This is a genomic window from Lentibacillus juripiscarius, assembly GCF_042685205.1.
In the GTDB taxonomy this organism is placed as follows: Bacteria; Bacillota; Bacilli; order Bacillales; family Amphibacillaceae; genus Lentibacillus; species Lentibacillus juripiscarius.
The window spans coordinates 1-24,545 of record NZ_JBHUNA010000016.1 but is presented as its reverse complement, the minus strand read 5'-3'; the positions used below and the strand labels follow the sequence as shown (position 1 = coordinate 24,545).

The window sequence follows — 24,545 nt, the reverse complement described above, 5'->3', positions numbered from 1 at the left end:
CCAATTTCGTCCATCCCGCGCTGTTCATCGCCCTGTACAAATGTCCGGTTACTGTGAGCTCTCTTCAGCTTCCAGGTTCAATTTACCTGCTGCCTGTGCATCCTCTTCCTCTTCCAGTTCCCGCATTTCAATCTCAGATTCATCACTGGATAACATCTTCACGTCCATTCCAAGGCTCTGCAGTTCTTTAATAAGCACTTTGAATGACTCCGGTACTCCCGGCTCCGTAACGTTATCGCCTTTCACGATTGATTCATACGCTTTTACACGACCGACAACATCATCGGATTTCACCGTCAGAATTTCCTGCAGCGTGTACGCAGCACCGTATGCTTCAAGAGCCCAAACTTCCATTTCACCAAAACGCTGTCCGCCAAACTGTGCCTTCCCGCCCAGCGGCTGCTGGGTAACTAGGGAGTATGGGCCGGTAGAGCGGGCATGCAATTTGTCGTCAACCATGTGGGCCAGCTTAATCATGTACATGACGCCGACAGAAACACGATTATCAAATGGATCGCCTGTTCTTCCATCGTAAAGAACCGTTTTAAAGTCCTTTGATATTCCTGCCTCTTGCATTGTTTCCAAGACATCTTCTTCTGTTGCACCATCAAAGACCGGCGTTGCCATATGCAAGCCAAGTTGACGCGCTGCCATACCCAAGTGCAGTTCGAACACCTGTCCGATATTCATTCTTGATGGGACGCCTAGCGGATTCAGCATAATATCAAGTGGAGTACCATCCGGCAAGTACGGCATATCTTCCTCGGGAAGTATTTTGGAAATAACCCCTTTGTTTCCGTGCCTTCCAGCCATTTTGTCCCCTTCTGATATCTTTCGCTTCTGAACGATATAAACACGTACCAGATGGTTGACTCCTGGTGGCAATTCATCACCGTCTTCACGGTTGAAAATCTTAACTTCCAGTACGATGCCGCCCGCACCGTGCGGTACACGCAATGACGTATCACGAACTTCCCGCGCCTTCTCACCAAAGATAGCGTGGAGAAGCCGCTCTTCAGCGGACAGTTCTGTTACCCCTTTAGGTGTTACTTTTCCGACAAGAATGTCACCATCAGATACTTCCGCACCAATCCGGATGATTCCGTCCTCGTTAAGATCCTTTAATGCATCTTCGCCAACGTTCGGGATATCACGTGTAATTTCCTCAGGACCAAGTTTTGTATCACGAGCTTCTGATTCGTATTCTTCGATATGAATCGATGTGAAATCATCATCTTTCACCATACGTTCACTCATGATAACCGCGTCTTCATAGTTATAACCTTCCCAGGTCATAAAGCCAACGAGCGCGTTGCGGCCCAGAGCCAATTCTCCATCTTCCATTGATGGCCCGTCAGCCAGTATTTCGCCCTTGGTCACGCGATCGCCTTTACTGACAATTGGACGCTGGTTGTAACAGGTCCCCTGGTTAGAGCGGATGTATTTCTGCATACGATAAACATCAAGGTCGCCTTTGACTTCTTTACCATCAACTTCTGAAATGCGGCGGACACGTACTTCTTTTGCTTCAACGTGCTCCACAATACCTTCATTACGGCAAATGATAGCGGCCCCTGAATCCTTACCGGAAACATACTCCATTCCAGTTCCAACGATTGGTGCTTCCGGTTCCATCAGCGGCACTGCCTGACGTTGCATGTTTGCACCCATCAATGCACGGTTAGAGTCGTCATTTTCCAGAAATGGAACACATGCTGTCGCAGCCGAAACGACCTGTTTTGGCGATACGTCCATATAGTCAATTTTTTCACGCGGTACAACCGTGTTTTCGCCGCGGAAACGGGCAATAACTTCTTCATCGGCAAACGTACCATCATCATTCAGCCGAGCGTTCGCCTGTGCAACAATATAGTTATCTTCCTCATCCGCTGTCAGGTAATCGGATTCGGCTGTCACTTTCCCTGTTTCCTGATCAACACGACGATACGGTGTTTCAATAAACCCGAACTTGTTAACCTTCGCATAACTGGATAGCGAGTTGATTAGACCAATGTTCGGTCCTTCTGGTGTTTCGATTGGACACATGCGGCCGTAGTGGGAATAGTGTACGTCACGCACTTCAAAGCCGGCACGTTCACGAGTCAATCCACCAGGGCCAAGCGCTGACAGACGGCGTTTATGTGTCAGTTCTCCCAATGGATTTGTCTGATCCATAAATTGTGACAACTGTGAACTTCCAAAAAACTCTTTTATGGACGCTATCACAGGACGAATATTAATTAGCTGCTGTGGCGTTATGCTCGACGTATCCTGGATGGACATACGCTCACGCACAACCCGTTCCATCCGGGAAAGGCCAATCCGGAACTGGTTTTGCAGCAATTCACCCACAGAGCGCAGACGGCGGTTGCCCAAATGGTCAATATCATCCGTTCCACCAACACGGTGGAGCAAGTTAAAGAAGTAACTTATTGCTGATAGAATATCGGCTGGTGTGATATGCTTCGTGTCGTCATCCACATTCGCATTACCGATGACTTCCAGCTGATGTTCACCGTCAGGATCAGTCGGGTCGATAATTTTTACTGACTGCAGACGGATTGAACCATCGAGAACCCCTTCGTTCGGTTCAACGTTCTTCTCACCCGCCATATTTTCATCGTTTTCCAAATAAGGAATGACTTTGTTCAGCAGCCGGCGTTCGAGTTTATCCCCTTTTTGGGCGATCACTTCGCCGGTTTCCGGATCGACAATCGGTTCTGCCAGCACTTGATTAAACAAGCGGTCTTTAATGTCCAATTTTTTATTGATTTTATAGCGACCCACGTGCGCCAGATCGTAACGCTTCGGATCAAAGAAGCGGGAAACAAGCAGACTTCTTGCGTTTTCTACAGTAGGCGGCTCCCCTGGGCGGAGACGCTCATAGATTTCAAGCAATGCTTTTTCCGTTGTTTCCGTATTGTCTTTTTCCAGCGTATTTTTCAGGTATTCGTTATCACCAATAAGGTCAATAATCTCCTGATCCGTACTAAAACCAAGGGCACGCAAAAGCACGGTGATTGGTAATTTGCGCGTGCGGTCAATCCTTACATAGACGACATCTTTAGCATCTGTTTCAAACTCAAGCCATGCGCCACGATTCGGAATGACGGTCGCCGTTACACCGCGTTTGCCATTTTTATCAAATTTTTCACTGTAATAGACACTAGGCGACCGGACAAGCTGGGAAACAATTACGCGTTCCGCACCATTGATAATGAATGTGCCGGTATCTGTCATCAATGGGAAGTCCCCCATAAATACTTCCTGTTCTTTCACCTCGCCGGTCTCATTATTAATCAGCCGGACTTTCACACGAAGCGGGGCATTATAGGTGACGTCCCTATCCTTTGATTCGTCCACAGGATATTTGGGCTCCCCGAGACTGTAATCGACAAATTCCAGTGATAAGTTGCCCGCAAAGTCCTCAATCGGGGAAATATCCTGAAACATTTCCCGAATCCCTTCTTCCAGAAACCACTGATAGGAAGCGGTTTGGATTTCGATTAGGTTCGGTAGCTCTAACACCTCGCTGATGCGCGCATAACTTCTGCGCTGGCGGTGCCGTCCATACTGAACTAGTTGACCTGTCAACTGCTTCACCCCTCAAATCAAGCATTTTTCATAGATTTCTTACCACGTGGGCTTAGAAAAATGACTATAATATTTGAAAAAACAACTGATATATGCATCAGTCATTTTTAAATCTGGCTCTTAGGTAAATATATCAGTCACTATCCGGGCCAAATGAATGAACGTGGTTTGGCCGGCGTTTGACCCTTTACCTGATGGAGTTTGGAAAAATCCCCATGTAGCGCAAAAGAACAATAGCACTTAAACTACTGTCTAAAAAGAATCGGCAAAAGGCATAGCTGGGTTCTATAGCCCATAAAATAAATTAGTCGATTCTATCATTGTCTCCGATTGCCAATAATTTATACATTGTTTATTCAATTAAAATTTCTCTTGACAAAAGAAGTCCCATATTAGCATTTTATTATATTATCACACCTGCTATTAGAGGTCAACCATTAAATGCCACTAACACGTAATAGCCTTTGCTGCGGGCAGCAACTTCCACGCTTTTGAACAGGTCTTCCAGTTTGCGCAATGCGGACGGGGCTCCCTGCTTCTTTTGGATAACAGCCCAAAGCTGGCCCTGCGGCAGCAGCGCATTTCGGCTGTCTTCTAGCATCTGATGGACAATTCTTTTACCTGCCCGTATTGGCGGGTTAGTCAGGATGGATGCGAATTGCCGGCCGACAAGATTGCTGAATTGGTCACTTAGGACTACTTCCGTATTGTCAACACGATTGAGCTCGGCATTTTTTCGAGCGAGAGCCACAGCACGTTCGTTAACGTCTGACATCACAACATGCCTATTCCCAAAATTGTCGGCAACAGCAATTCCAATTGGGCCATAGCCACAGCCAAGATCTAAAACATCACCTGCAGCATCCGGTTCTTCAAAACGGTTGATTAACAGCTTCGATCCATAATCAATCTCATTTCTTGAAAAAACGCCATAATCACTTTCGAACGTATAATCCTTGCCTCGTAACTGGTACTTCCATTTCTTCGGTGAACTTTTGGATTGAGGATTGTGTGAAAAGTAATGATCAGCCATATAGGCACCTGCTTTTAATGTTTATTATTGAGAGTTGGATGGATAAATAGAAAGCCCGCCGTATCCCGACGAGCTTTTCTATGGTACAATTACTTGATTTCTATAGTTGCGCCTGCTTCTTCCAGCTGGCCTTTGATTTCTTCAGCTTCTTCTTTAGATGCGCCTTCTTTAACTGCTTTAGGAGCGTTGTCAACAAGCTCTTTCGCGTCTTTAAGGCCAAGTCCTGTGATTTCACGTACAGCTTTAACAACTTTGATTTTAGAATCGCCAGCGTCCGTCAACTCTACGTTGAATTCTGTTTGCTCTTCAGCAGCTTCTCCGCCGCCATCTCCGCCTGCAACAGCAACCGGTGCTGCAGCCGTTACGCCAAATTCTTCTTCAATTGCTTTAACAAGATCGTTCAGTTCCAATACAGACATTTCTTTAATCGCATCAATGATTTGCTGATTATCCATTGTTATTCCTCCATTTTTTTGAGTTAGTTTATATCCCGTTATGCCGCGCGCAGCGACATCGATTTACGCACCTTGTTCTTCCTTCTGATCTGCAATGGCTTTAGCAGCATACGCGAAGTTGCGCACTGGAGCCTGCAGTACACTAAGCAGCATGGATACCATGCCATCGTAGTTCGGCAGGTCCGCAAGCTCTTTAATCTGATCAAGCGTTGCAATTTCGCCTTCAATCACGCCGCCTTTAATCTCCAGCGCCTCATGTTCTTTAGCGAAGTTATTCAGAATCTTGGCCGGGGCAACCACATCATCATTACTGAACGCAATTGCTGTCGGTCCAACCAATGTATCATTCAGGTCACTAAGTTCTACTGCGTCTGCAGCACGGCGGGCCATTGAGTTTTTGTATACTTTAAAATCAATATTTGCTTCGCGCATTTGTTCCCGCAATTCCGTCACTTCAGCTACATCCAAGCCACGGTAATCCACCAGCATTGTAGATTTACTGTCACGGAATTTATCAGCAATCTCCTGAACAATCTGCTTCTTTTGCTCGATAATAGTGCTATTGGACATTGTTCCACCTCCTATTAAACATTTCATTATACCGTACCCGGCCTCGTCCGGCCGGAATGATGACATTGCTCCTGTTCCAAAGCAAGAAAGCCCCCATGCAGACATGGAGGCTTTTTCATATCAAATGGTATCCCAATCAGGACTGACCATCTGTATATCAAACACCTCGGCAGGAAATTAAGCGACAAACGCACCTGCTGTCTACGGTACAACGTATTCTATTAATGACGGATAACAGTATATCCGATTACCAGCGAAAAGTCAACACCCGGATCAGCCGGAAACGAAACTGTACATCCTAATTAATTATTAGCCACGATATGGTGATACATCAATCCTGATTCCAGGACCCATTGTGGATGTGATGGAAGCGTTGCGCATATACACACCTTTTGCCGCTTGTGGCTTGGCTTTTACAAGTGTATCGGCAATAGCCTCGAAGTTCTCAACCAGTTTATCACTATCGAATGAAATCTTGCCAAATGGAACATGGATGTTTGCGGATTTGTCAACACGGTATTCGACTTTACCCGCTTTGATTTCATTGACAGCTTTTTCGATTTCAAAGGTTACTGTGCCTGTTTTCGGGTTCGGCATTAATCCTCTTGGTCCCAGAACACGTCCGAGTTTACCGACTTCAGCCATCATATCAGGTGTTGCAACAACTGCATCAAATTCGAACCAGCCCTGATTGATTTTGCTAATCAAATCCTGATCACCAACATAATCGGCACCAGCATTTTCAGCTTCAGTCGCTTTATCCCCTTTTGCAAATACCAATACACGCTGTGTCTTACCAGTTCCGTGCGGCAGCACCATTGCTCCACGGATTTGCTGGTCGGCTTTTTTCGGGTCTACACCCAAACGGAATGCAGCCTCAACCGTTTCATCAAAATTCGCCTTCGCAGTCTCTTTCAGCAATTCGACCGCTTCTTCTGTGCTATATGCTTTCGAACGATCAACAAGTTTAGCAGTTTCTTGATATTTTCTGCTTCGTTTTGCCATTATACTTCCTCCTCAGGTTGTGGTTTATAGCGGTAAGACCTCCCACTCGAAAAATGCGGGCTGCATTTTTCATGAAAAAAGTTGCGAGATATGGTGACCCATTATCGCAACCTGTTTCTATTCATGCTTGCGCCGGCATTAGTCTTCAATGTCAATGCCCATACTGCGTGCGGTTCCTTCGACCATGCGTATAGCAGCGTCCAAATCAGCCGCGTTCAAATCAGGCATTTTCGTTTCCGCAATTTCTTTCACTTGATCACGCTTAACCGAAGCGATTTTATTACGGCTTGGTTCACCTGATGCAGTATCAATCCCGGCTGCTTTCTTCAGCAGTACAGCAGCAGGCGGGGTTTTTGTAATAAATGTAAACGAACGGTCTTCAAATACTGTGATTTCGACCGGAATAATCATGCCAGCCTGTTCTTGTGTACGGGCGTTGAATTCTTTACAGAATCCCATGATATTTACACCAGCTTGCCCCAATGCCGGTCCTACCGGTGGCGCTGGATTTGCTTTGCCGGCCTCGATTTGCAGTTTCACTACTTTGATTACTTTTTTAGCCACGAGACACACCTCCTTAAAGTCCGTGATGTGGTAATAGGGAAATCCCCTCCCACTCAGCGTTACCTGTCCACTCTCTCGCGAAGGACGTCAATAACAAAAGAATTCTAGCATGAATCATAAAATAATGCAAGGTTTTCTGGGTTTTTATTTTTCCAGGACATACTATAGTGCAGTTACTGTAGCTTCTCAATCTGGGTGAAATCCAGCTCGACCGGGGTTTCACGGCCAAACATATTTACGTGCACTTTCACTTTCTGCTTATCCGCATCAATATGCTCAATCGTACCTGTAAAATCAGTGAAAGGCCCATCTGTAATGTGCACATTTTCCTTAATTTCAAAATTAATCTGTGGTGCAGCCTCTTTTACACCCATTTGCTTCAGTACAGTCTCTATTTCACCGGGCAGTAAGGGCGTTGGTTTCGTTCCATGGCCGCTTGATCCGACAAAACCGGTTACACCCGGTGTGTTACGAACAACGTACCATGAGTCATCGGTCATAACCATTTCCGCAAGAACATAGCCAGGGAAGAATTTCTTTTTAACAACCTTTTTCTTGCCATTTTTCACTTCCGTCTCTTCTTCTTCAGGCACGATAACACGAAAAATTTTATCCTCCATGTCCATTGTCTCAACACGCTTCTGCAAGTTCGTTTTCACCTTATTCTCGTAACCGGAATAAGTGTGGATTACATACCAATTCTTTTCCATTTATACAGGGCAGTCCGTCCGCCCTTCCCTCCCTTATCATCAATCTCTTGCCTACGCCCAAGCCGCTTCTAACTTAAAAAATGCAATATTAAAAAACCCGCTGTACCCGGGTTTTTATAAATCGAAATAGTATATATTCCATTATAGCATAATTATAGTGTATTTATTCAACACTGTTAAAATAATAAATTAAGAAATTGCGAAATGCCCAAGTCGATGAGTGCAAAAAACACGGCCACAAAGGCAACAGTTGTTATGACGGTGATTGTATAGCTTGTCAGTTCACGGCCTTTTGGCCAGCTGACCTTTTTCATTTCCCTGGAAACATTCTTAAAGAACTTCATGATATTCACAGCTTGTCCCTCCCCAGACTCAGAAACCCACTAAAAATGCGCCATTATTTTGTTTCGCGGTGTAACGTGTGCTTGCCGCATATTTTGCAGTATTTCTGCATTTCCAGCCGTTCACTGACTGATGCATTTTTGCTTGTCGCATAGTTTCTATTTGAACAGATAGCACATGCCAATGCTACTTTTCGTTTCATTTATATCCCACCCCATCGGAGGGTTTTTTGCCTTTACCAATGTAGCATGACCTCTTGCAAGTGTCAACGTACCTGCCGGGTGCTTGCCCCATTTGCCTCCAGCAGCTGCTCCAATTTGCGCTTGATCCGCTGTAAAGCATTATCTATCGACTTCACATGCCGTTTAAGTTTAACGGAAATTTCCTGGTAGGTGCATCCGTCCAAATACAGGCGAAGCACTTCCTTCTCAAGCGTACTCAGAAGTTCGGATAATTTTCCTTCCATATCAAAAAAGTTCTCTCTGTTTACCAGTAACTCTTGTGGGTCGATTGCTTTGGTGCCGCCTATAACATCAAGTAGCGTGCGGTCGGATTCCTCATCATAGATTGGCTTGTCCAGCGAAACATACGAGTTGAGCGGGGTATGCTTTTGTCTTGTGGCTGTTTTAATAGCGGTGATTATCTGCCGGGTGACACACAGTTCGGCAAATGCCTTGAATGAGGAGAGTTTGTCCCCGTCATAATCGCGGATAGCCTTGTACAGACCTATCATGCCTTCTTGAATAATGTCTTCTTTATCCGCACCGATGATAAAATAGGTTCGTGCTTTTGCTCGTACAAAATTAATATACTTGTTTATCAAAAAGTCCAGTGCCTGACTGTTTCCGCAGTGTATCAGACGAATAATTTCATCATCTTCTAGCTTCTCCAGGCTTTCATTGTCTGTCTCTACCAGCTCGACACTCACCAAAAATGACCCCCCGACAAAACTGTAGTCAATTTAAACGTATTATACAGTAAGCGTTTCCTAATAGTCAACATAGAATAGAAAAGTGAAGGACTCGCAGATGGATATATTAGCTGGCTTTTAGTGTGGGCTGTTTTCTAAAAGACTGTTGCTTTTTGTGTCACTCCAAGAATGAAACCCTACCAAAAAATTTCTATAAACTGCGACACTACTGCTACAATGTTATTTTCGCTCCGGGCAGTCGCTTTCACCCCAGGGCATAAGCGCGACATCTACTCAAGCTCTCTTCGTTCGCTTTCGTAGTGTCTTCTTTACCGCGGGCAACGCTTCAGCTTCCTCGGAAGCAAAAACCGCTTCCTGCGGGATCTTCAGCTGCTGCTTTTCCCGCAGGAGTCGACTGCCCTCGGCTCCAATCAAGCACTACGCTAGCGCAGGAAATACACGAAGACTCCAGCGGGAAAGCGAAGACGGTGAGACCCCACAGCGACGAGCACACAGCGTTCTTTGCGAGCGAGGAGGCTCAGCGCGAGCCCGCGGAAAGCGAAGTGTATTTCCGGAGCGGGATCATAGCACTCACATTTTTTCACTACGTCGCAGTTCATATCACCTGCGCTGGAAACACACCAGCGTTTACAAAAAGTGCCTTTACCATCATACCAGCTAGTTTATGCGTCCCCGCGCCTCCACTTTTCGAACTTGTCCAGAACATCTTTCTTAAGAGGAATTTTAAGTGGGCGTCCGCTCTGCCAGTTTTCCTCTATTTTATCCGCTATCTCCCTGTCAATCGTGTTCAATTCGATATACAGTTCTCGTGCTGATTTGCGAAGCGCACCACGGCCAAAGATGGTACGCTGTTCGGCGTAATCCGATGTGGCCACATACACTTGATTCAATACATTCTTTAATTCCTTCACCAGCCGTTCGATGCATTCATCAGCCGTTTCATTCTCTTTGGTATAAATAATTTCAACCTGGTATTCTTTGTGCCTGTTTTCCATTCCCTTCACATAATAGGCATCAAAAACGACAATGACACGCATGCCCGAAAATGCCTGGTAGTCCGCCAGCAATTCAATTAGCCGGTCACGCGCTTGTCCGATATCCTCCAGCTTTAATCGCTTTAATTCGTCCCAGGCGCCGATGATATTGTAGCCGTCCACTACCAGAACATTCATCACCGCTCACCTGCCGGAAATCTTTTTCGGTATACCTCATACAAAAGCAGGCTGCAGGCAACTGACGCGTTCAGAGATGACACATGTCCATTCATAGGAAGGCTTACCGTCCAGTCACATTTGTCCCGTACTAATCGGCTTATACCTTTGCCTTCATTCCCAATCACAATGGCTATTGGGAGTCCGCCGTCCAGCTGCCGGTAATCCTCCGTGCCATCTGCATCCGTGCCGACAACCCAAACCTGTTTTTCTTTCAGTTCATCAATCGTGCCAGCAATATTCGTGACACGCGTAACCGGGACATGCTCCAATGCCCCGGCAGCCGTTTTGGCGACCGTCTGGGTAAGGCCGACAGAACGGCGTTTGGGAATAATAATCCCATGGGCACCGGAGGCATCGGCTGTCCTTAGAATGGACCCAAGATTATGGGGGTCCTCCAGCTGATCCAAAATAACGAAAAAAGGTGCTTCATTTTTCTTTTCTGCCTCAGCAAACAAATCATCCAGCGAAGCATACGCATAAGAGGCAACATAAGCGACAACACCCTGATGATTTCCGGAGGCCAATTGATCAAGCTTTACTTTTGGCACCTTTTGCAAAACGGTTCCGGCATCTTTTGCAAGATGGTTTAACTTTCCTGTCAGTGATTTATTCAGCTGATCGGAGACGACCACTTTATTGACCGGCCTTCCCGCTGTCAGTGCTTCGATAACGGGATTTTTGCCGATAATCATTTCCTGTTCCATTGTCAGCTATCCCTCCCTTCTACAAACGCTACCGCTGCCGCCATCAGTTCGTTCAGCCTCGCCTCATTCCGGAGCAGGTAATGGTAGCCGATGAGCGTCTCGAATGCGGTGCTATACCGGTACGTCTGTACACTTGTATTTTTGGGAACCGTTCCAGACTTGGCATTCCTGCCCCGGGCAACAATCTGTGCCTCTTCACCGTTTAGCAGATCCGCTTCCAGCCAGTGCAGAACAACAGACGCTTGTGCCTTTGCTGATACGAACGTAACGGCTTCCCTGTGGAGCTGATTTGGTTTCACTGTCCCTTGCTTCAGCAAATGTTCTCTGACATGAACCTCAAACACGGCATCTCCCATATAGGCCAGTGCCAGGCTCTTCATTTGTTTGACTTCAAGATCCATCGTCGGCCCGCTTCCATCTTGTTCCCTGTGGCGTGTCTTCGAGAATAATATCTTTCTCCCTTAAGCTGTCACGTATTTCGTCGGCTCGGGCAAAATTGCGGTTTCTCCGTGCCTCTTCACGCTCCTTTAGCAGTGCTTCAATATCGGCATCAAGCAGCTCTTCTTCCTGTTCCAGCTGAACACCCAGTACATCGAGCAATGTTTCGATGCTAGTCTGAAATGCCTCAATAACACGAACAGAGGTATGTTCCTGTTCAAGGTACCGGTTGGCTTCTTTTGTTATATCAAATAAGACAGCGATAGCGTTAGCGGTATTAAAATCATCGTCCATCGCTTCTTCAAACTGCTTCTTCAGCGCCGAGATGGTTCCCATCCATTCATTAGCCGCTTTATCAGTATCCATGCTGGCCTGCTTGCGGTGTTCCAGGTTACTGTATGCATTTTTCACCCGGTCAAGGCTATTTTTCGCCCCTTGCAGCAGTTCTTCTGTAAAGTTGATCGGATGACGGTAATGGACACTCAGCATAAAGAAGCGGATCACCTGCGGGTCGTGCTGTGCAATGATATCTTTCGTCAATACGAAGTTGCCAAGTGATTTGGACATTTTTTCATTATCAATATTAATGTACCCATTATGCATCCAGTAATTAGCAAAACTTTTGCCGGTCATTGCCTCTGATTGGGCAATTTCATTTTCGTGGTGCGGGAATGTGAGGTCCTGACCACCCGCATGAATATCAATGGTTTCACCAAGATATTTCTTAACCATGGCTGAGCATTCAATATGCCAGCCGGGACGTCCCTGGCCCCACGGGGAATCCCACGCGATTTCACTGTCCTTTGCCTTTTTCCACAAGGCAAAATCTAGCGGGTCTTCTTTTTTCTCGCCTACCTGAATACGTGCACCAGATCTGAGTTCATCAATCGATTGGTGAGACAGTTTGCCATAGTCTGCAAATGAGCGCGGTTTGAAATAAACATCTCCATCCGCCTCATAAGCATACCCCTTCTCTATCAAGCCTTGAATAAACGCGATAATGTCTTCCATCGTTTCCGTCACGCGCGGGTTCCAAGTTGCCTTTTTAACCCCCAGTGCCCCAACATCATTCAGATAAGCATCAATAAAACGATTGGCTACGTCCGGAACCGCCTCTCCCAGATCATTGGCCGCATGAATGATTTTATCATCGATATCAGTGAAATTAAGCACATAGTCGACCTGAAAGCCTTTATATTCAAAATATCGTCTGACGGTATCAAACACGACTGCTGGCCTGGCATTCCCAATATGAATATAGTTATAGACTGTCGGGCCGCAAACATACATGCGCACCCGGTTTTCTTCCATTGGCTGGAACGCTTCCTTTTCTCTTGTCAATGTATTATAAATGGTGATTGTCATTTTGTTTCACTTCCTTAAGCTTTGCTATTTCTTCACGCAACACATCAATTTCCTCTTGCAGCCGGTCACAGCGGTCTGCCACTGGGTCCGGCAATTTTTGGTGATCCAGATTCTTCTTCACTTTTTCCCCATTCTGTATAACAACCCGTCCCGGAACACCGACAACCGTGGAATAATCGGGAACATCTTTTAAAACAATTGATCCAGCCCCTACCTTGGAACTGCTTCCGATAGTTATATTGCCAAGCACTTTGGCACCGGTCGTGATCATGGCATTATCCTTAATGGTTGGATGCCGTTTTCCTTTTTCTTTACCCGTACCACCGAGTGTCACTCCTTGAAAGATGGTGACATTATCCCCTATTTCACATGTTTCGCCTACTACAACGCCCATTCCGTGGTCAATAAAAAACTTCCTGCCAATAATGGCACCCGGATGAATCTCGATGCCGGTAAAAAAGCGGCTTACTTGTGAAATGGCACGGGCAATGAAGAATAAACGGCGCTTAAAGAAGAAATGGGACAGCCGGTGTGCCCAGATGGCATGCAGACCTGAGTAAGTCAGCAACACTTCCGTGTACGAGCGTGCTGCCGGATCCTGTTCAAAGACGGTATCCATATCCTCTTTCATCCGCTTAAAAATACCCATTGTCCTGATTCCCCCTCTCTTCCTTTCTATATGTGTCCAATAGTAACAACGCAATTACCTGCTCTTTTAATAGTCTTTTAAAGTAACATAAGAAACTTGGCTTCATCACTCTCTTTGCAAATAAAAAACAAGCGCCCCTGTGCTATAAGACACAGAGACGCTTGTTTGCGCGGTCCCACTCTGTTTGAAGAACATGTATTCTTCCAGCTTGGCTCTGGTAACGGCAGAGTGCCGCCGCTATATACTCCGATTTCCATAGCGGGCTCCAAGGTGCATTTCAAAAACGGTGCTTCGAATCACTTGCAGCCGGTGGTGATTCTCTCTGGTTAAGCATGGCGTTTTTTACTTCTCCTTGTCAACGCTCCGAAGGCTATATAATCATCCTTGTGATTGTGTTATTACTATATTACATTTCCACGCAATTGTGAACCGGTTAGGCTCCAAGATGCTTCAACAGACTGTCCAGACGGCTCAGGACAGTGTCCTTGCCCAAAAGCTCAATGGCAAGTGGCAATTCTGGTCCGTGTGTCTGCCCGGTTGTCGCAGCCCGGATAGGCATAAACAGCTTTTTACCGCGATGCCCGGTTTCTTTTTGTGTTGCTTTAATTTGCTGCTTGATAACATCCTTTTCGAATTCATCCAGGTGGATTAGCTTGTCTGTGAAAACCTGCAGCACTTCCGGAACCTGCTCCTGGTTCAACACGTCCATGGCCGCTTCATCATAGGTGATGGATTCCCGGAAAAAGAGATCCGTAAGTTCGACAATTTCCGCACCATAATGCAATTGTTCCTGGTACAGAGCAATTACCTTTTCTGCCCATTCCCTTGTTGCTGCATCCATATCCTCCGGCAGTTTGCCAGCGTCTATCAGGTGCGGCATGGCCAAATCAATGACCCTGTCGAGATCCACAGTCTTAATATATTCGTTGTTCATCCATCTCAATTTATGGCGGTCAAATATGGCAGCTGACGTTGACAGCCGTTCCGGATCAAAAATTTCAATCAGCTTATCCTGACTGAAGATTTCCTCCTCACCGACCGGCGACCAGCCTAGCAAGGTGATGAAGTTGAACAGAGCCTCAGGTAAATAACCCATGTTTTGGTACTGCTCAATAAATTGCATAATATGCTCATCACGCTTACTCAATTTTTTACGTTCTTCATTCATAATGAGTGTCATATGACCAAATCTTGGCGGTTCCCAGCCAAATGCCTCATAAATCATCATTTGTTTTGGCGTATTGGAGATATGCTCTTCGCCGCGAAGAACATCTGTAATCTCCATCAAATGGTCATCAATCGAAGCTGCAAAGTTATAGGTTGGCGTGCCGCTCTTTTTGACGATAACCCAGTCACCAAAATCACTCGATTCAAACGTTATATTTCCCCGCACAATATCATGGAATGTATAAGTATGGTTGTCCGGGACACGGAAGCGGATACTAGGTTTACGTCCTTCTTTTTCAAACTCCTCGATTTGCTCCTGCGTCAGATTACGGTGAGCGCCGGAATATTTCGGAACTTGTCCTTTTGCTCGCTGCTCTTCCCGTTCTTTGTCCAGCTCTTCTTCGGTCATGTAGCATTTATAGGCCAACCCTTTTTCCAGCAATGCATCAATATATTGCTGGTAAATATCGAGCCTTTCCATCTGTCGGTAGGGACCATAATCACCACCGGCGTCGGCTCCTTCATCCCAATCGATGCCGAGCCATTTTAAATATGTCATCTGGCTTTCTTCACCGCCAGCTACATTCCGCTTTTCGTCCGTATCTTCAATCCGGATGATGAACTTCCCGTCAAAATGCCTGGCATATAAGTAATTAAATAAAGCGGTGCGCGCATTTCCTATGTGCAGATTTCCCGTCGGACTTGGCGCATACCGTACACGAACTTGATTTGTCATGGTGGGGCTCCTTTCTTTCTAAATAAAGTGAAACTTCATCAGCGGGGGTACTATAACCCGTTAAAGCGTAATAAAATGCGATCCTTGAGCGTCAAACGCAATAAAAAGTGATAACGTACCTGTTATCACTTTTCCTTCTCTATAAGTTATACCGCTTTTACAGCGCTTTTTCAAGTAATTTCGGCTTGGCAAAAATCATCCGGCCCGCTGATGTCTGCAGGACACTAGTAATCAGCACTTCTATTTTCCTGCCGATATAGTCGTGACCTTCCTCGACAACGATCATCGTTCCGTCATCCAGGTATGCGATGCCCTGATTGTGCTCCTTGCCATCCTTAATCACTTGCACATTTAATTCTTCTCCCGGTAAAACCACTGGCTTTACGGCATTTGCCAAATCATTGATATTCAGAATAGGTACACCCTGCAAATCGCAGACTTTATTCAAGTTAAAGTCATTTGTCACCACAATGCCGTCCATCACCTTGGCTAGTTTGATCAGCTTGCTGTCGACTTCCGGAATATCCTCAAAGTCACCTTCATAGATTTCCACATCGACCGGCAGCTCCTTCTGTATCCGGTTCAGTACATCCAGCCCCCGGCGTCCCCGGTTGCGTTTCAGTACATCTGAAGAATCGGCTATGTGCTGCAATTCGCCAAGCACAAATTGTGGAATAACAATGGTCCCCTCTAGAAAGTTAGTCTGACAGATATCCGCGATACGGCCGTCAATAATGACACTGGTATCAAGAATCTTAGGCTTCGGCTTCTTCCTTTCCGTCACCTCTTCTTCCGCTGGCTGTTTTTTATCCCGTTCTTTTCGGTTGAAATTGAGCAGATTCATTAATTCATCCCGCCGTCTAAAAGCAACTTGAAAACCAAAATACCCCAATAATATCGTTATAAAGAGCGGTAAAACTTTCGATACGAGATAAATTTCCATATCCGTAAGCGGAATATTAATTAAGTACGCGATTACCAGGCCACCAATCAGCCCCAGACTGCCAAACAGCAAATCACCAACCGGAATCTTAATCAGTGCTTCCTCAATCCATCTTAAAAAGCCAACAATATAATCTGTGACAAAATAAGAGAGACCAAATAATATAATTGCACCTAGCACCATTCCCAAATAAGGGGATGCAGCCCAGCTGGCATCAGTAAAATCCAGCAAGTTAACAATATCCGGGACGTATAAAAATCCAATGGTACCTCCACTGATAATAAAAAATAAATGAACAATTTTATTCAGCACCACTGTCACCTCCTATCATCTATTATTACCCATTTTTCATAAAATAACCGCTATAATTCCAGATAAAGTGAAACTTCATTCGGTGGGGGTATCTCTTCTTCCCCCCACCGAACGTTAGTTGAACGAATCAGGGATTTACGGGCTGTTTATCCCCACCTTCACGTCTCTGACTTACCCACGCTTAGAGGTGAGGGTGTTACAGCCCGTTAATGCTGATAAAATATATAATCATACCTAAAGTCTAGCACATTTGTAAAAATTAGTCAATTTTGCAAACGTAATATTCTAGCACACCTAATGAAGTCTGTCAATCAGTTATTTTCCGGCATTTAGTCCATCAGCCCCTCGTCCAATGCCTCTCGGACGTTACTGACACCAATTGCCTTAATGGTTGTCGGGGGTGTCCAGCCGTCCAAATTCTTCTTCGGACAAAAGACGCGTTCAAATCCAAGCTTAGCCGCCTCCTGTACACGCTGCTCAATCCGGGAGACATGCCGTATTTCACCAGTGAGCCCAACTTCCCCGATAAAGATGTCTTCCGGTCTTGTCGGTTTATTACGGAAACTGGATGCGATGCTGACAGCCACTGCAAGATCGATAGCGGGCTCATCCAGTTTCACACCGCCAGCCACTTTAATATATGCATCCTGATTCTGGAGAAGCAGACCGACACGTTTTTCCAGAACCGCCATCAAAAGCGGAACACGGTTCGTATCAAATCCAGTAGCCATTCGTCTTGGATTGCCAAAGCTGGTCGGTGAAATGAGTGCCTGGATTTCAACCAGTACAGGCCTGGTTCCTTCCATCGAGGCTACTACAGTGGATCCAGCTGCACCCTGGGGACGCTCTTCCAAGAAGATTTCAGACGGATTCATCACTTCCCGGAGACCCTCTTCCTTCATTTCAAAAATACCCATTTCATGCGTGCTTCCGAAACGATTCTTGACACTGCGTAATATCCGGTATGTATGGTGCCGCTCTCCTTCAAAGTAAAGAACTGCATCCACCATATGCTCAAGCATCCGCGGTCCGGCAATCGCTCCTTCCTTCGTAACATGTCCAACGATAAAAATGGGGATCCCGTTCGATTTGGAAAGCTTCATCAATTCGCTTGTGCTCTCACGCACCTGTGAAACACTGCCAGGGGCACTTGTTACTTCCTCCCGGTAAACAGTCTGAATCGAATCAATCACAACAAAGGCCGGCTTGATTTGTTCAATTTGACTGACAATATCAAATAAATTGGTCTCGGATAACACATAAAGCTGATCTGAGGTAACACCAAGACGGTCAGCCCTAAGTTTCGTCTGTCTAATGGATTCCTCACCGGAAATATACAATACTGGCAATTCTTTATCAGCAAGTTGGGATGATACCTGCAGCAACAATGTCGACTTGCCTATGCCAGGATCTCCGCCAATCAGCACCAACGAACCGGGAACAACCCCACCCCCGAGTACCCGATTAAACTCCCGCATTGATGTTGTGATGCGCGGTTCTTTTTTGGTTTCGACGGACGTAATGCTTTCTGGCTTGCTGGCAGTTTTCGCATCCCTGCCTATTGTATGCCCTGAATGAATGGATGATGCTTCCAATTCTTCCACTAGTGTATTCCAGCTGCTGCAGCCAGGACACTTGCCCATCCATTTGGCAGATTCATAGCCACAATCCTGGCACACATATTTCTTTTTGCGTTTTGCCAATGCTATCGTTCCCCTTTACTGTACCCTCTATTATATACGAAATACAATGCATGAAAGTTACAAGCTTCTATCAATTCAATAAAAAAATTCCCATATTTGTTCCACACTTCCTAGTATAACATGTTTCCGCTTTGCCGGTCCCTCGTGTTCGTAAGACTTGGCTTTCACCAAGTCTTGGCATAATCACTTTCTGACGCTGCTAAAAAGCTGGAAGGACGTTTGCCTTCCAGCTTTTCGCTGCCGGTTATTCATGAATATAGCTTTTTAGGAAAGAAGAGTAAAATCTCCCTTATTATTCAGGCCGATTTTGACCTTTTCCCCTTTTGTTATAGTTTCCTTCAGCAATTCTTCTGACAGCATATCCTCGATATTTTTCTGGATGGACCTGCGGAGTGGGCGAGCCCCATACTCCGGATCAAACCCTTCATTGGCTATCTTATCAACAGCTTTATCTGTCAGCGTAAACTCGACGCCCTGTTCCTGGAGCCGGGTTTGCAGCTGTTTAATCATTAGCTGGACAATATGCTTCATGTGCTTTCTTTCCAGTGAATGGAACACAATAGTCTCATCAATCCGGTTCAGGAACTCAGGCCGGAATGCTTTTTTCAATTCCTCGGTGACTTTTGATTTCATGTTTTTATAGTCCTGTTCTTCATCATCAAGCGTGAATCCGACATACTTGTTCCGCTTCAGCTCATCTGCGCCAACATTGGATGTCATGATCAGCACGGTGTTGCGGAAATCGACGACACGGCCTTTAGCATCCGTTAATCGGCCATCCTCCAGTACTTGAAGCAGGATATTGAACACTTCCGGGTGCGCTTTTTCCACTTCATCCAACAGAACAACGGAATATGGCTTCGTCCGCACTTTTTCCGTCAGCTGACCACCCTCATCATACCCGACATATCCTGGAGGTGAACCGACAAGACGGCTGGTGGCGTGTTTCTCCATATACTCGGACATGTCTATCCGAATCATCGCTTCCTCATCGGCAAACATCGACTCTGCTAGTGCTCTTGCAAGTTCCGTTTTCCCGACACCAGTTGGTCCGAGGAAAATAAACGAGCCGATCGGGCGTTTGGGATCCTTCAACCCGGCACGTGCCCTGCGGATAGCTTTGGCCACGGCATCTACAGCCTCTTCCTGACCAATAACCCGGTTATGCAATGTCTCTTCCAGGTTCAGGAGTCGCTCACTTTCATCTTTTGTCAGCCGGGAAACAGGCACACCAGTCCACGTGGATACAACTTTCGCTATATCTTCCACTGTTACTTCAGATGATTCCTGACCCTGTTTTTCTTTCCACTGATTTTTTGTTTCTTCCAATTCCTCGCGCAGTCGCTGTTCCGAATCTCGCAATGAGGCGGCTTTTTCAAACTCCTGGCTTTGTACAGCGGAATCTTTTTCTTTCCGTACATCCCCCAGTTTTTGCTCCAGTTCCTTTAAATCAGGCGGTATGGTATAAGAGCGCAACCGTACTTTGGAGCCGGCCTCATCAATTAAATCAATCGCTTTATCCGGCAGGAAACGCTCCGTAATATAGCGGTCAGACAATGAGGTTGCCGCTTCAATTGCTTCATCGGTAATTGACACACGGTGATGCGCTTCGTAGCGGTCACGCAGGCCTTGTAAAATTTGGACAGTTTCATCCAATGTTGGCTCATCAACCTGAATCGGTTGGAACCTGCGCTCCAGTGCTGCGTCTTTTTCGATATATTTCCGGTACTCATCCAGCGTAGTAGCACCAATACATTGCAATTCACCACGCGACAATGCTGGTTTTAATATGTTGGATGCATCAATTGCACCTTCCGCGCCGCCTGCACCAATCAATGTATGCAGTTCGTCAATGAACAGAATGATGTTGGACGCCTGACGAATTTCCTCCATCACTTTCTTCAGCCGGTCCTCAAATTCACCACGGTATTTCGTTCCAGCTACAACAGTTCCCATATCCAAAGTCATTACCCGTTTATCACGAAGTATTTCCGGTACTTCATTCTGAACGACTTGCTGTGCCAAGCCTTCTGCTACAGCCGTTTTCCCGACACCGGGCTCGCCAATCAGGACCGGGTTATTTTTTGTCCGGCGACTAAGGACTTCGATCACTCGTTCAATTTCTTTGCTCCGGCCAATGACAGGGTCAACATTTCCTTCTTTTGCAGTCTCTGTCAAATCCCGCGCAAGGGAGTCCAATGTCGGTGTGTTAGCACTCGATGACTGGCCGCCGCGGCCCTGGCGCCCTGCCTGGGATTCGTTGCTGCCAAGAAGCTGCAGCACCTGCTGACGTGCCTTATTAAGGCTGACACCAAGGTTGTTTAGGACACGTGCTGCAACGCCTTCACCTTCACGTATAAGTCCAAGCAGGATGTGTTCCGTGCCGACATAGGAGTGGCCGAGCTTACGAGCCTCATCCTGTGACAATTCCACAACCTTTTTAGCTCTCGGGGTATAATGGATTGTCTGCATTGGCTGTTTGCCGGCTCCGATCAGTTTCTCCACTTCCTCCTGAATTTTGGCAACTTCCAGCCCCAGTGATTCCAGTGCTTTCGCTGCGATCCCATTTCCTTCACGGACGAGACCGAGCAGGATATGTTCAGTGCCTATGTTATTATGTCCGAGCCGCACCGCTTCCTCCTGGGAAAGCGCCAGCACCTTTTGCGCCCGTTCTGTAAAACGTCCAAACATCATAGTTATTTCTCCTCCTAACTAATTTTCCAGCTGTATACGTTCACGAATAAGTGAAGCTCTTAATACATCACGCTCACTCGGTGTCAGTGATTTTTTGGCATATTGCTGCAGGAATCCTGGTTGTGTCAGCACCATTAACTCGTTCAGAATGCTTCTGGATACATTCTCAATCACACCCAAGTCAATCCCAAGCCGCACGTCAGATAAACATGTTGCTGCTTCTTTTGACTCAATAATGCGGCTGTATGCCAATATTCCATACGAACGGTAAATACGGTCTTCCAGTCGCTTGCTTGACTGTTCCATAATTCTGTTACGCGCTTTACGTTCCTGTTCGATTAGCTGACGGGCAACACTTTGCAAATCCTCTACAATATCCTCTTCCGATTTGCCCAGTGTGATCTGGTTGGATATCTGAAAAATATTACCCGTCGCCTCACTGCCTTCACCGTATATGCCGCGCACAACAAGTCCGAGCTGGTTGATTGCCGGTATCATTCGGTTAATCTGCTGTGTCCATGCCAATGCCGGCAAATGCATCATGACCGATGCACGCATGCCTGTTCCAACATTTGTCGGGCAGCCTGTTAAGTATCCGCGCTTTTCATCAAACGCATAATTTACCTTTTCTTCCAGCCAATCGTCCAGTTCAAATACTTCTCCGAGTGCTTCCGAAAGCTGAAACCCTGGAAAGTAAAGCTGCAGACGCAGATGATCCTCTTCATTCACCATAATGGATACCTGTTCATTCTCAGATATCAGTACAGCTGATGATTGACCCTGTTCCGCCAGATGCGGGCTGATTAAATGTTTTTCGACTAATACACGCCGTTCCACCGGTGTTAATTCTTGAATGGGTATGAACGAAAACGACTCATAGTTCTGGAATGACTGGTTCTCATATTCCTCCTGGATAAACGAAGAAATACGTTCGAGATCAACTTCATCAGCCAGGATTGGAAAGGAATATTGGGAAAAATTACGTGCCAGCCTGATCCGGCTGCTTAGCACAATGTCACTGTCAGGTCCGTCCTCCCGCATCCACGGGCTGATTGCCTCATTCATAAATTGCTGCAGTGTCATGCATCATCCCTCCCTAGTTCCTTTTCCAGCTCCTTAATTTTATCCCGGACGGTCGCGGCTTCCTCAAATGCTTCATTTTTTATTAGCCGCTGCAATTCTTCCCTGTATGCATCAACCTGTTTTTTGATACGCATATCTCCGCCTTTGCGGGCAGGAATCTTCCCGTGGTGTGCTGTATTGCCGCTGTGCACACGGCGGAAAATCGGGTCAAGGTACTCTTCAAATGTCTGATAGCATTGTGAACAGCCAAATTTCCCTACCTGTTTGAACTTGGACAGTGTCATTTCGCATTTTGGACATTGCAATTCTTCTGTCTCTTGCCGTGGTGTGTCTTGTTGGATTTCGAATGATGGGCTGAATAATCCCGACAATAAGTGGTGCAATGAGTAGCCCTCTTCCGGATAGGTCATATATCCCTTCTCCTTTGCACACACTTCACATACATACACTTCCGTTTTATCACCATTGACAACCTGGGTGAAATGAAGTGTAGCCGGGCGCTTATGGCATTCCTGGCACTCCATGGTACTCCCCCCTATCACTTATTCAGATATTTTAGTGTTGTGAGCATTGATGTCATAATTCGGGCACGGATTTCATCACGCAATGGCAGCTGAAAGGCAAGCGTCTCTCTGTCAATGGCACTGAGCATGATTCTGGCCTCCCGTTTGGTAACGAGTTCCTCCTCCAGCAGTCTTTCCACTACATCGAGGGCAGCTTGCTGTGAACAGGTTGGGTTTATCATCTCAATAATATCATCAATCAAGTCCGCCCAGTCCTGGTGTTTAATCCTCATGATGCGGATATAGCCGCCGCCTCCACGCTTACTTTCCACTATATACCCTTTTTCCACAGTGAAGCGAGTTTTAATCACATAATTAATCTGTGACGGAACACATTGAAACCGATCAGCCAGTTCACTCCGCTTAATATCAATTGCATCTTTGCCGCCAGAGTCAAGAACCTGCTTAAGGTATTCCTCTATAATATCCGAAATGTTCCGCATAAACCCTCCTCCTCTTCTACCATATGAGCGAACATTATTATTTTTACCTTCATTTACCTTATTTGACTTTGACTATCTTTGACTTTGCCTTCATTATACGATATACACACAAAGATGCAAGAAAAATCTATCCCTATTGTAGACAATTCGGCGAAAAAAGAAACATCTGAAAAGCGTCCTAACCCCAAATGGTAAAATGCCGCGGGAATTCTAATACCCTCTGATGATCATTCCGAAAGGCCAGCACTTATGGAAACGAAAAAAACCCTGTGACAATCACAAGGTGTTCAATCATTGCCGTTCACTGGCACTTTTAACATGATCAAGTTTTGTTATATCCTCAAAAAGGGATACACGGTCAAACCCTTTGTCAGGCTCAATCGTAATAAATATATTCCTCTGCTTATCCTCCATCCGGTTAATTTCAACCTGTTTTATCGCTAGGTGATGCTTCTCAAAAACAGCTACCACATTATTGATCTCCAACCCGGGCAGCGCAGTGACCTCAATTAAGTAAGATGTCTTTCCCTTTTTAAATAGCCGCTCAAAATTATTTAAGAATACCAGGCTTAACAAAATGATAACCGTTGTAAATACAGCAGACGCATACATCCCTGCCCCAACGACAAGTCCCAGTCCTGCAACTGTCCATATGGAAGCAGCTGTTGTCAGCCCGCGTATCGTCATCCCGTTTACAATGATAGTCCCAGCCCCCAGAAACCCAATGCCACTAATCACATAAGAGGGAATACGGGTCGGATCAAACCGGACATTGTCGTAAGCATCGATTAACGACTCAAAGCCGTACAATGAAAGCAGCATCATTAAACAAGCGCCCACTCCAACCAGAATATGAGTACGAAACCCGGCAGAGTGATTTTTTAGTTCTCGTTCAAAGCCAATTAACCCTGATAAAATTAGGGCAATGACAATACGCAGCATGATAGTCAAAAAATGATCCCCTATAAGCTGATCAAAGTATTCCGCCATGTCACACTCCCCCTTCACTATTATAGTTACCCATCATGTTAAAATGACATGACACAAAATAATGCAGCAGGCCGTTCCAACATTATTTAGGATTTGATCCCGATACAAAATACCGAATCTGAAGGACTCGCCTCCTCCAGCCCTTTGCAGCCCATATGCTGGACGATAAGCATTCCATTCAGACAAAGATATGATTAGCACGGCTCATCCCAAAATTAAAAAATAAAGAGGCTGATCCATCGATTCATGGGTCAGCCTCTTCTCTATTCTGCCTGGCGGCGTCCTACTCTCGCAGGGGCAAAGCCCCAACTACCATCGGCGCTGGAAAGCTTAACTG

Annotated in this window: 23 protein-coding genes and 2 other annotated features; all 23 genes read right to left on the bottom strand. The window is 45.9% G+C overall.

Annotated features, from left to right (window positions below):
• Positions 1-48: 48 nt before the first annotated feature.
• The 23 genes from rpoB to ACFSUO_RS07200 all read right to left on the bottom strand — a co-directional run bounded on the left by rpoB (position 49) and on the right by ACFSUO_RS07200 (position 24,208).
• Positions 49-3,594: a DNA-directed RNA polymerase subunit beta gene (rpoB, locus tag ACFSUO_RS07310; protein ID WP_382392583.1), complete on the bottom strand. Its 3,546-nt coding sequence runs from the start codon at positions 3,592-3,594 to the stop codon at positions 49-51.
• A 430-nt stretch (positions 3,595-4,024) separates the two neighbouring features.
• Positions 4,025-4,627 carry a class I SAM-dependent methyltransferase gene (locus ACFSUO_RS07305; RefSeq protein WP_382392581.1) on the bottom strand — a complete coding sequence of 201 codons (603 nt, stop codon included), beginning with the start codon at positions 4,625-4,627 and terminating at the stop codon, positions 4,025-4,027.
• Positions 4,628-4,716: 89 nt separating this feature from the next.
• The gene (rplL, locus tag ACFSUO_RS07300) at positions 4,717-5,082 is read right to left on the bottom strand and encodes a 50S ribosomal protein L7/L12 (RefSeq protein WP_382392579.1); all 366 of its coding nucleotides are present in this window, start codon (positions 5,080-5,082) and stop codon (positions 4,717-4,719) included.
• A gap of 63 nt (positions 5,083-5,145) precedes the next feature.
• Entirely contained in the window at positions 5,146-5,652 is a 507-nt protein-coding gene (rplJ, locus tag ACFSUO_RS07295) for a 50S ribosomal protein L10 (RefSeq protein WP_382392577.1), read from the bottom strand.
• A gap of 74 nt (positions 5,653-5,726) precedes the next feature.
• Positions 5,727-5,877 (bottom strand) — a sequence feature (ribosomal protein L10 leader region).
• 84 nt (positions 5,878-5,961) lie between these two features.
• Positions 5,962-6,657: a 50S ribosomal protein L1 gene (rplA, locus tag ACFSUO_RS07290; RefSeq protein ID WP_382392575.1), complete on the bottom strand. Its 696-nt coding sequence runs from the start codon at positions 6,655-6,657 to the stop codon at positions 5,962-5,964.
• A 138-nt stretch (positions 6,658-6,795) separates the two neighbouring features.
• On the bottom strand, positions 6,796-7,221 hold the full coding sequence (gene rplK / locus ACFSUO_RS07285; RefSeq protein ID WP_382392573.1) for a 50S ribosomal protein L11: 426 nt from the start codon (positions 7,219-7,221) through the stop codon (positions 6,796-6,798).
• 173 nt (positions 7,222-7,394) lie between these two features.
• Positions 7,395-7,931, bottom strand: a complete 537-nt coding sequence (gene nusG, locus ACFSUO_RS07280) for a transcription termination/antitermination protein NusG (protein WP_382392571.1) — start codon at positions 7,929-7,931, stop codon at positions 7,395-7,397.
• 176 nt (positions 7,932-8,107) lie between these two features.
• Complete coding sequence (secE, locus tag ACFSUO_RS07275) at positions 8,108-8,284, bottom strand: preprotein translocase subunit SecE (protein WP_382392569.1); 177 nt, start codon at positions 8,282-8,284, stop codon at positions 8,108-8,110.
• A gap of 44 nt (positions 8,285-8,328) precedes the next feature.
• Positions 8,329-8,475 carry a 50S ribosomal protein L33 gene (rpmG, locus tag ACFSUO_RS07270; RefSeq protein ID WP_382392567.1) on the bottom strand — a complete coding sequence of 49 codons (147 nt, stop codon included), beginning with the start codon at positions 8,473-8,475 and terminating at the stop codon, positions 8,329-8,331.
• Positions 8,476-8,538: 63 nt separating this feature from the next.
• Positions 8,539-9,201 carry an RNA polymerase sporulation sigma factor SigH gene (gene sigH, locus ACFSUO_RS07265; RefSeq protein WP_382392565.1) on the bottom strand — a complete coding sequence of 221 codons (663 nt, stop codon included), beginning with the start codon at positions 9,199-9,201 and terminating at the stop codon, positions 8,539-8,541.
• A 665-nt stretch (positions 9,202-9,866) separates the two neighbouring features.
• Entirely contained in the window at positions 9,867-10,376 is a 510-nt protein-coding gene (locus ACFSUO_RS07260) for an NYN domain-containing protein (RefSeq protein WP_382392563.1), read from the bottom strand.
• Complete coding sequence (rlmB, locus tag ACFSUO_RS07255) at positions 10,376-11,122, bottom strand: 23S rRNA (guanosine(2251)-2'-O)-methyltransferase RlmB (protein WP_382392561.1); 747 nt, start codon at positions 11,120-11,122, stop codon at positions 10,376-10,378. Before rlmB ends, ACFSUO_RS07260 begins: the two co-directional genes overlap by 1 nt.
• Before the next feature lie 2 nt (positions 11,123-11,124).
• Positions 11,125-11,523: a Mini-ribonuclease 3 gene (locus ACFSUO_RS07250; protein ID WP_382392559.1), complete on the bottom strand. Its 399-nt coding sequence runs from the start codon at positions 11,521-11,523 to the stop codon at positions 11,125-11,127.
• Positions 11,513-12,925 carry a cysteine--tRNA ligase gene (gene cysS, locus ACFSUO_RS07245; RefSeq protein ID WP_382392557.1) on the bottom strand — a complete coding sequence of 471 codons (1,413 nt, stop codon included), beginning with the start codon at positions 12,923-12,925 and terminating at the stop codon, positions 11,513-11,515. Before cysS ends, ACFSUO_RS07250 begins: the two co-directional genes overlap by 11 nt.
• Positions 12,906-13,574: a serine O-acetyltransferase gene (cysE, locus tag ACFSUO_RS07240; protein ID WP_382392555.1), complete on the bottom strand. Its 669-nt coding sequence runs from the start codon at positions 13,572-13,574 to the stop codon at positions 12,906-12,908. The genes cysS and cysE overlap by 20 nt, the downstream gene beginning before the upstream one ends.
• Positions 13,575-13,724: 150 nt before the next feature.
• Positions 13,725-13,942, bottom strand: a binding site (T-box leader).
• Positions 13,943-14,007: 65 nt separating this feature from the next.
• Complete coding sequence (gltX, locus tag ACFSUO_RS07235) at positions 14,008-15,477, bottom strand: glutamate--tRNA ligase (protein ID WP_382392553.1); 1,470 nt, start codon at positions 15,475-15,477, stop codon at positions 14,008-14,010.
• A gap of 157 nt (positions 15,478-15,634) precedes the next feature.
• Complete coding sequence (locus ACFSUO_RS07230; protein WP_382392551.1) at positions 15,635-16,732, bottom strand: PIN/TRAM domain-containing protein; 1,098 nt, start codon at positions 16,730-16,732, stop codon at positions 15,635-15,637.
• A gap of 329 nt (positions 16,733-17,061) precedes the next feature.
• Positions 17,062-18,435: a DNA repair protein RadA gene (gene radA, locus ACFSUO_RS07225; RefSeq protein ID WP_382392549.1), complete on the bottom strand. Its 1,374-nt coding sequence runs from the start codon at positions 18,433-18,435 to the stop codon at positions 17,062-17,064.
• Between the two features lie 264 nt (positions 18,436-18,699).
• Positions 18,700-21,129 (bottom strand): ATP-dependent protease ATP-binding subunit ClpC, encoded by a 2,430-nt coding sequence (gene clpC / locus ACFSUO_RS07220; protein WP_382392547.1) that lies wholly within the window; start codon positions 21,127-21,129, stop codon positions 18,700-18,702.
• A gap of 18 nt (positions 21,130-21,147) precedes the next feature.
• Positions 21,148-22,212: a protein arginine kinase gene (locus tag ACFSUO_RS07215; protein ID WP_382392545.1), complete on the bottom strand. Its 1,065-nt coding sequence runs from the start codon at positions 22,210-22,212 to the stop codon at positions 21,148-21,150.
• Positions 22,209-22,736, bottom strand: coding sequence for a UvrB/UvrC motif-containing protein (locus ACFSUO_RS07210; protein WP_382392543.1), 528 nt, complete (start codon positions 22,734-22,736; stop codon positions 22,209-22,211). The genes ACFSUO_RS07215 and ACFSUO_RS07210 overlap by 4 nt, the downstream gene beginning before the upstream one ends.
• A gap of 14 nt (positions 22,737-22,750) precedes the next feature.
• The gene (locus ACFSUO_RS07205; RefSeq protein WP_382392541.1) at positions 22,751-23,218 is read right to left on the bottom strand and encodes a CtsR family transcriptional regulator; all 468 of its coding nucleotides are present in this window, start codon (positions 23,216-23,218) and stop codon (positions 22,751-22,753) included.
• Positions 23,219-23,509: 291 nt separating this feature from the next.
• The gene (locus tag ACFSUO_RS07200) at positions 23,510-24,208 is read right to left on the bottom strand and encodes an MgtC/SapB family protein (protein WP_382392539.1); all 699 of its coding nucleotides are present in this window, start codon (positions 24,206-24,208) and stop codon (positions 23,510-23,512) included.
• Positions 24,209-24,545 lie beyond the last annotated feature (337 nt).

Excerpts from the sequence above, each read along its gene's own strand:
- nusG (WP_382392571.1), bottom strand. The coding sequence starts at position 7,931 with ATGGAAAAGAATTGGTATGTAATCCACACTTATTCCGGTTACGAGAAT.
- ACFSUO_RS07215 (WP_382392545.1), bottom strand. The coding sequence starts at position 22,212 with ATGACACTGCAGCAATTTATGAATGAGGCAATCAGCCCGTGGATGCGG.
- rplA (WP_382392575.1), bottom strand. The coding sequence starts at position 6,657 with ATGGCAAAACGAAGCAGAAAATATCAAGAAACTGCTAAACTTGTTGAT.
- gltX (WP_382392553.1), bottom strand. The coding sequence starts at position 15,477 with ATGACAAATCAAGTTCGTGTACGGTATGCGCCAAGTCCGACGGGAAAT.
- ACFSUO_RS07210 (WP_382392543.1), bottom strand. The coding sequence starts at position 22,736 with ATGGAGTGCCAGGAATGCCATAAGCGCCCGGCTACACTTCATTTCACC.
- rplL (WP_382392579.1), bottom strand. The coding sequence starts at position 5,082 with ATGGATAATCAGCAAATCATTGATGCGATTAAAGAAATGTCTGTATTG.
- rplJ (WP_382392577.1), bottom strand. The coding sequence starts at position 5,652 with ATGTCCAATAGCACTATTATCGAGCAAAAGAAGCAGATTGTTCAGGAG.
- ACFSUO_RS07205 (WP_382392541.1), bottom strand. The coding sequence starts at position 23,218 with ATGCGGAACATTTCGGATATTATAGAGGAATACCTTAAGCAGGTTCTT.
- rlmB (WP_382392561.1), bottom strand. The coding sequence starts at position 11,122 with ATGGAACAGGAAATGATTATCGGCAAAAATCCCGTTATCGAAGCACTG.
- ACFSUO_RS07250 (WP_382392559.1), bottom strand. The coding sequence starts at position 11,523 with ATGGATCTTGAAGTCAAACAAATGAAGAGCCTGGCACTGGCCTATATG.
- rpmG (WP_382392567.1), bottom strand. The coding sequence starts at position 8,475 with ATGAAACGAAAAGTAGCATTGGCATGTGCTATCTGTTCAAATAGAAAC.
- ACFSUO_RS07305 (WP_382392581.1), bottom strand. The coding sequence starts at position 4,627 with ATGGCTGATCATTACTTTTCACACAATCCTCAATCCAAAAGTTCACCG.
- cysS (WP_382392557.1), bottom strand. The coding sequence starts at position 12,925 with ATGACAATCACCATTTATAATACATTGACAAGAGAAAAGGAAGCGTTC.
- ACFSUO_RS07200 (WP_382392539.1), bottom strand. The coding sequence starts at position 24,208 with ATGGCGGAATACTTTGATCAGCTTATAGGGGATCATTTTTTGACTATC.
- cysE (WP_382392555.1), bottom strand. The coding sequence starts at position 13,574 with ATGGGTATTTTTAAGCGGATGAAAGAGGATATGGATACCGTCTTTGAA.
- ACFSUO_RS07260 (WP_382392563.1), bottom strand. The coding sequence starts at position 10,376 with ATGAATGTTCTGGTAGTGGACGGCTACAATATCATCGGCGCCTGGGAC.
- clpC (WP_382392547.1), bottom strand. The coding sequence starts at position 21,129 with ATGATGTTTGGACGTTTTACAGAACGGGCGCAAAAGGTGCTGGCGCTT.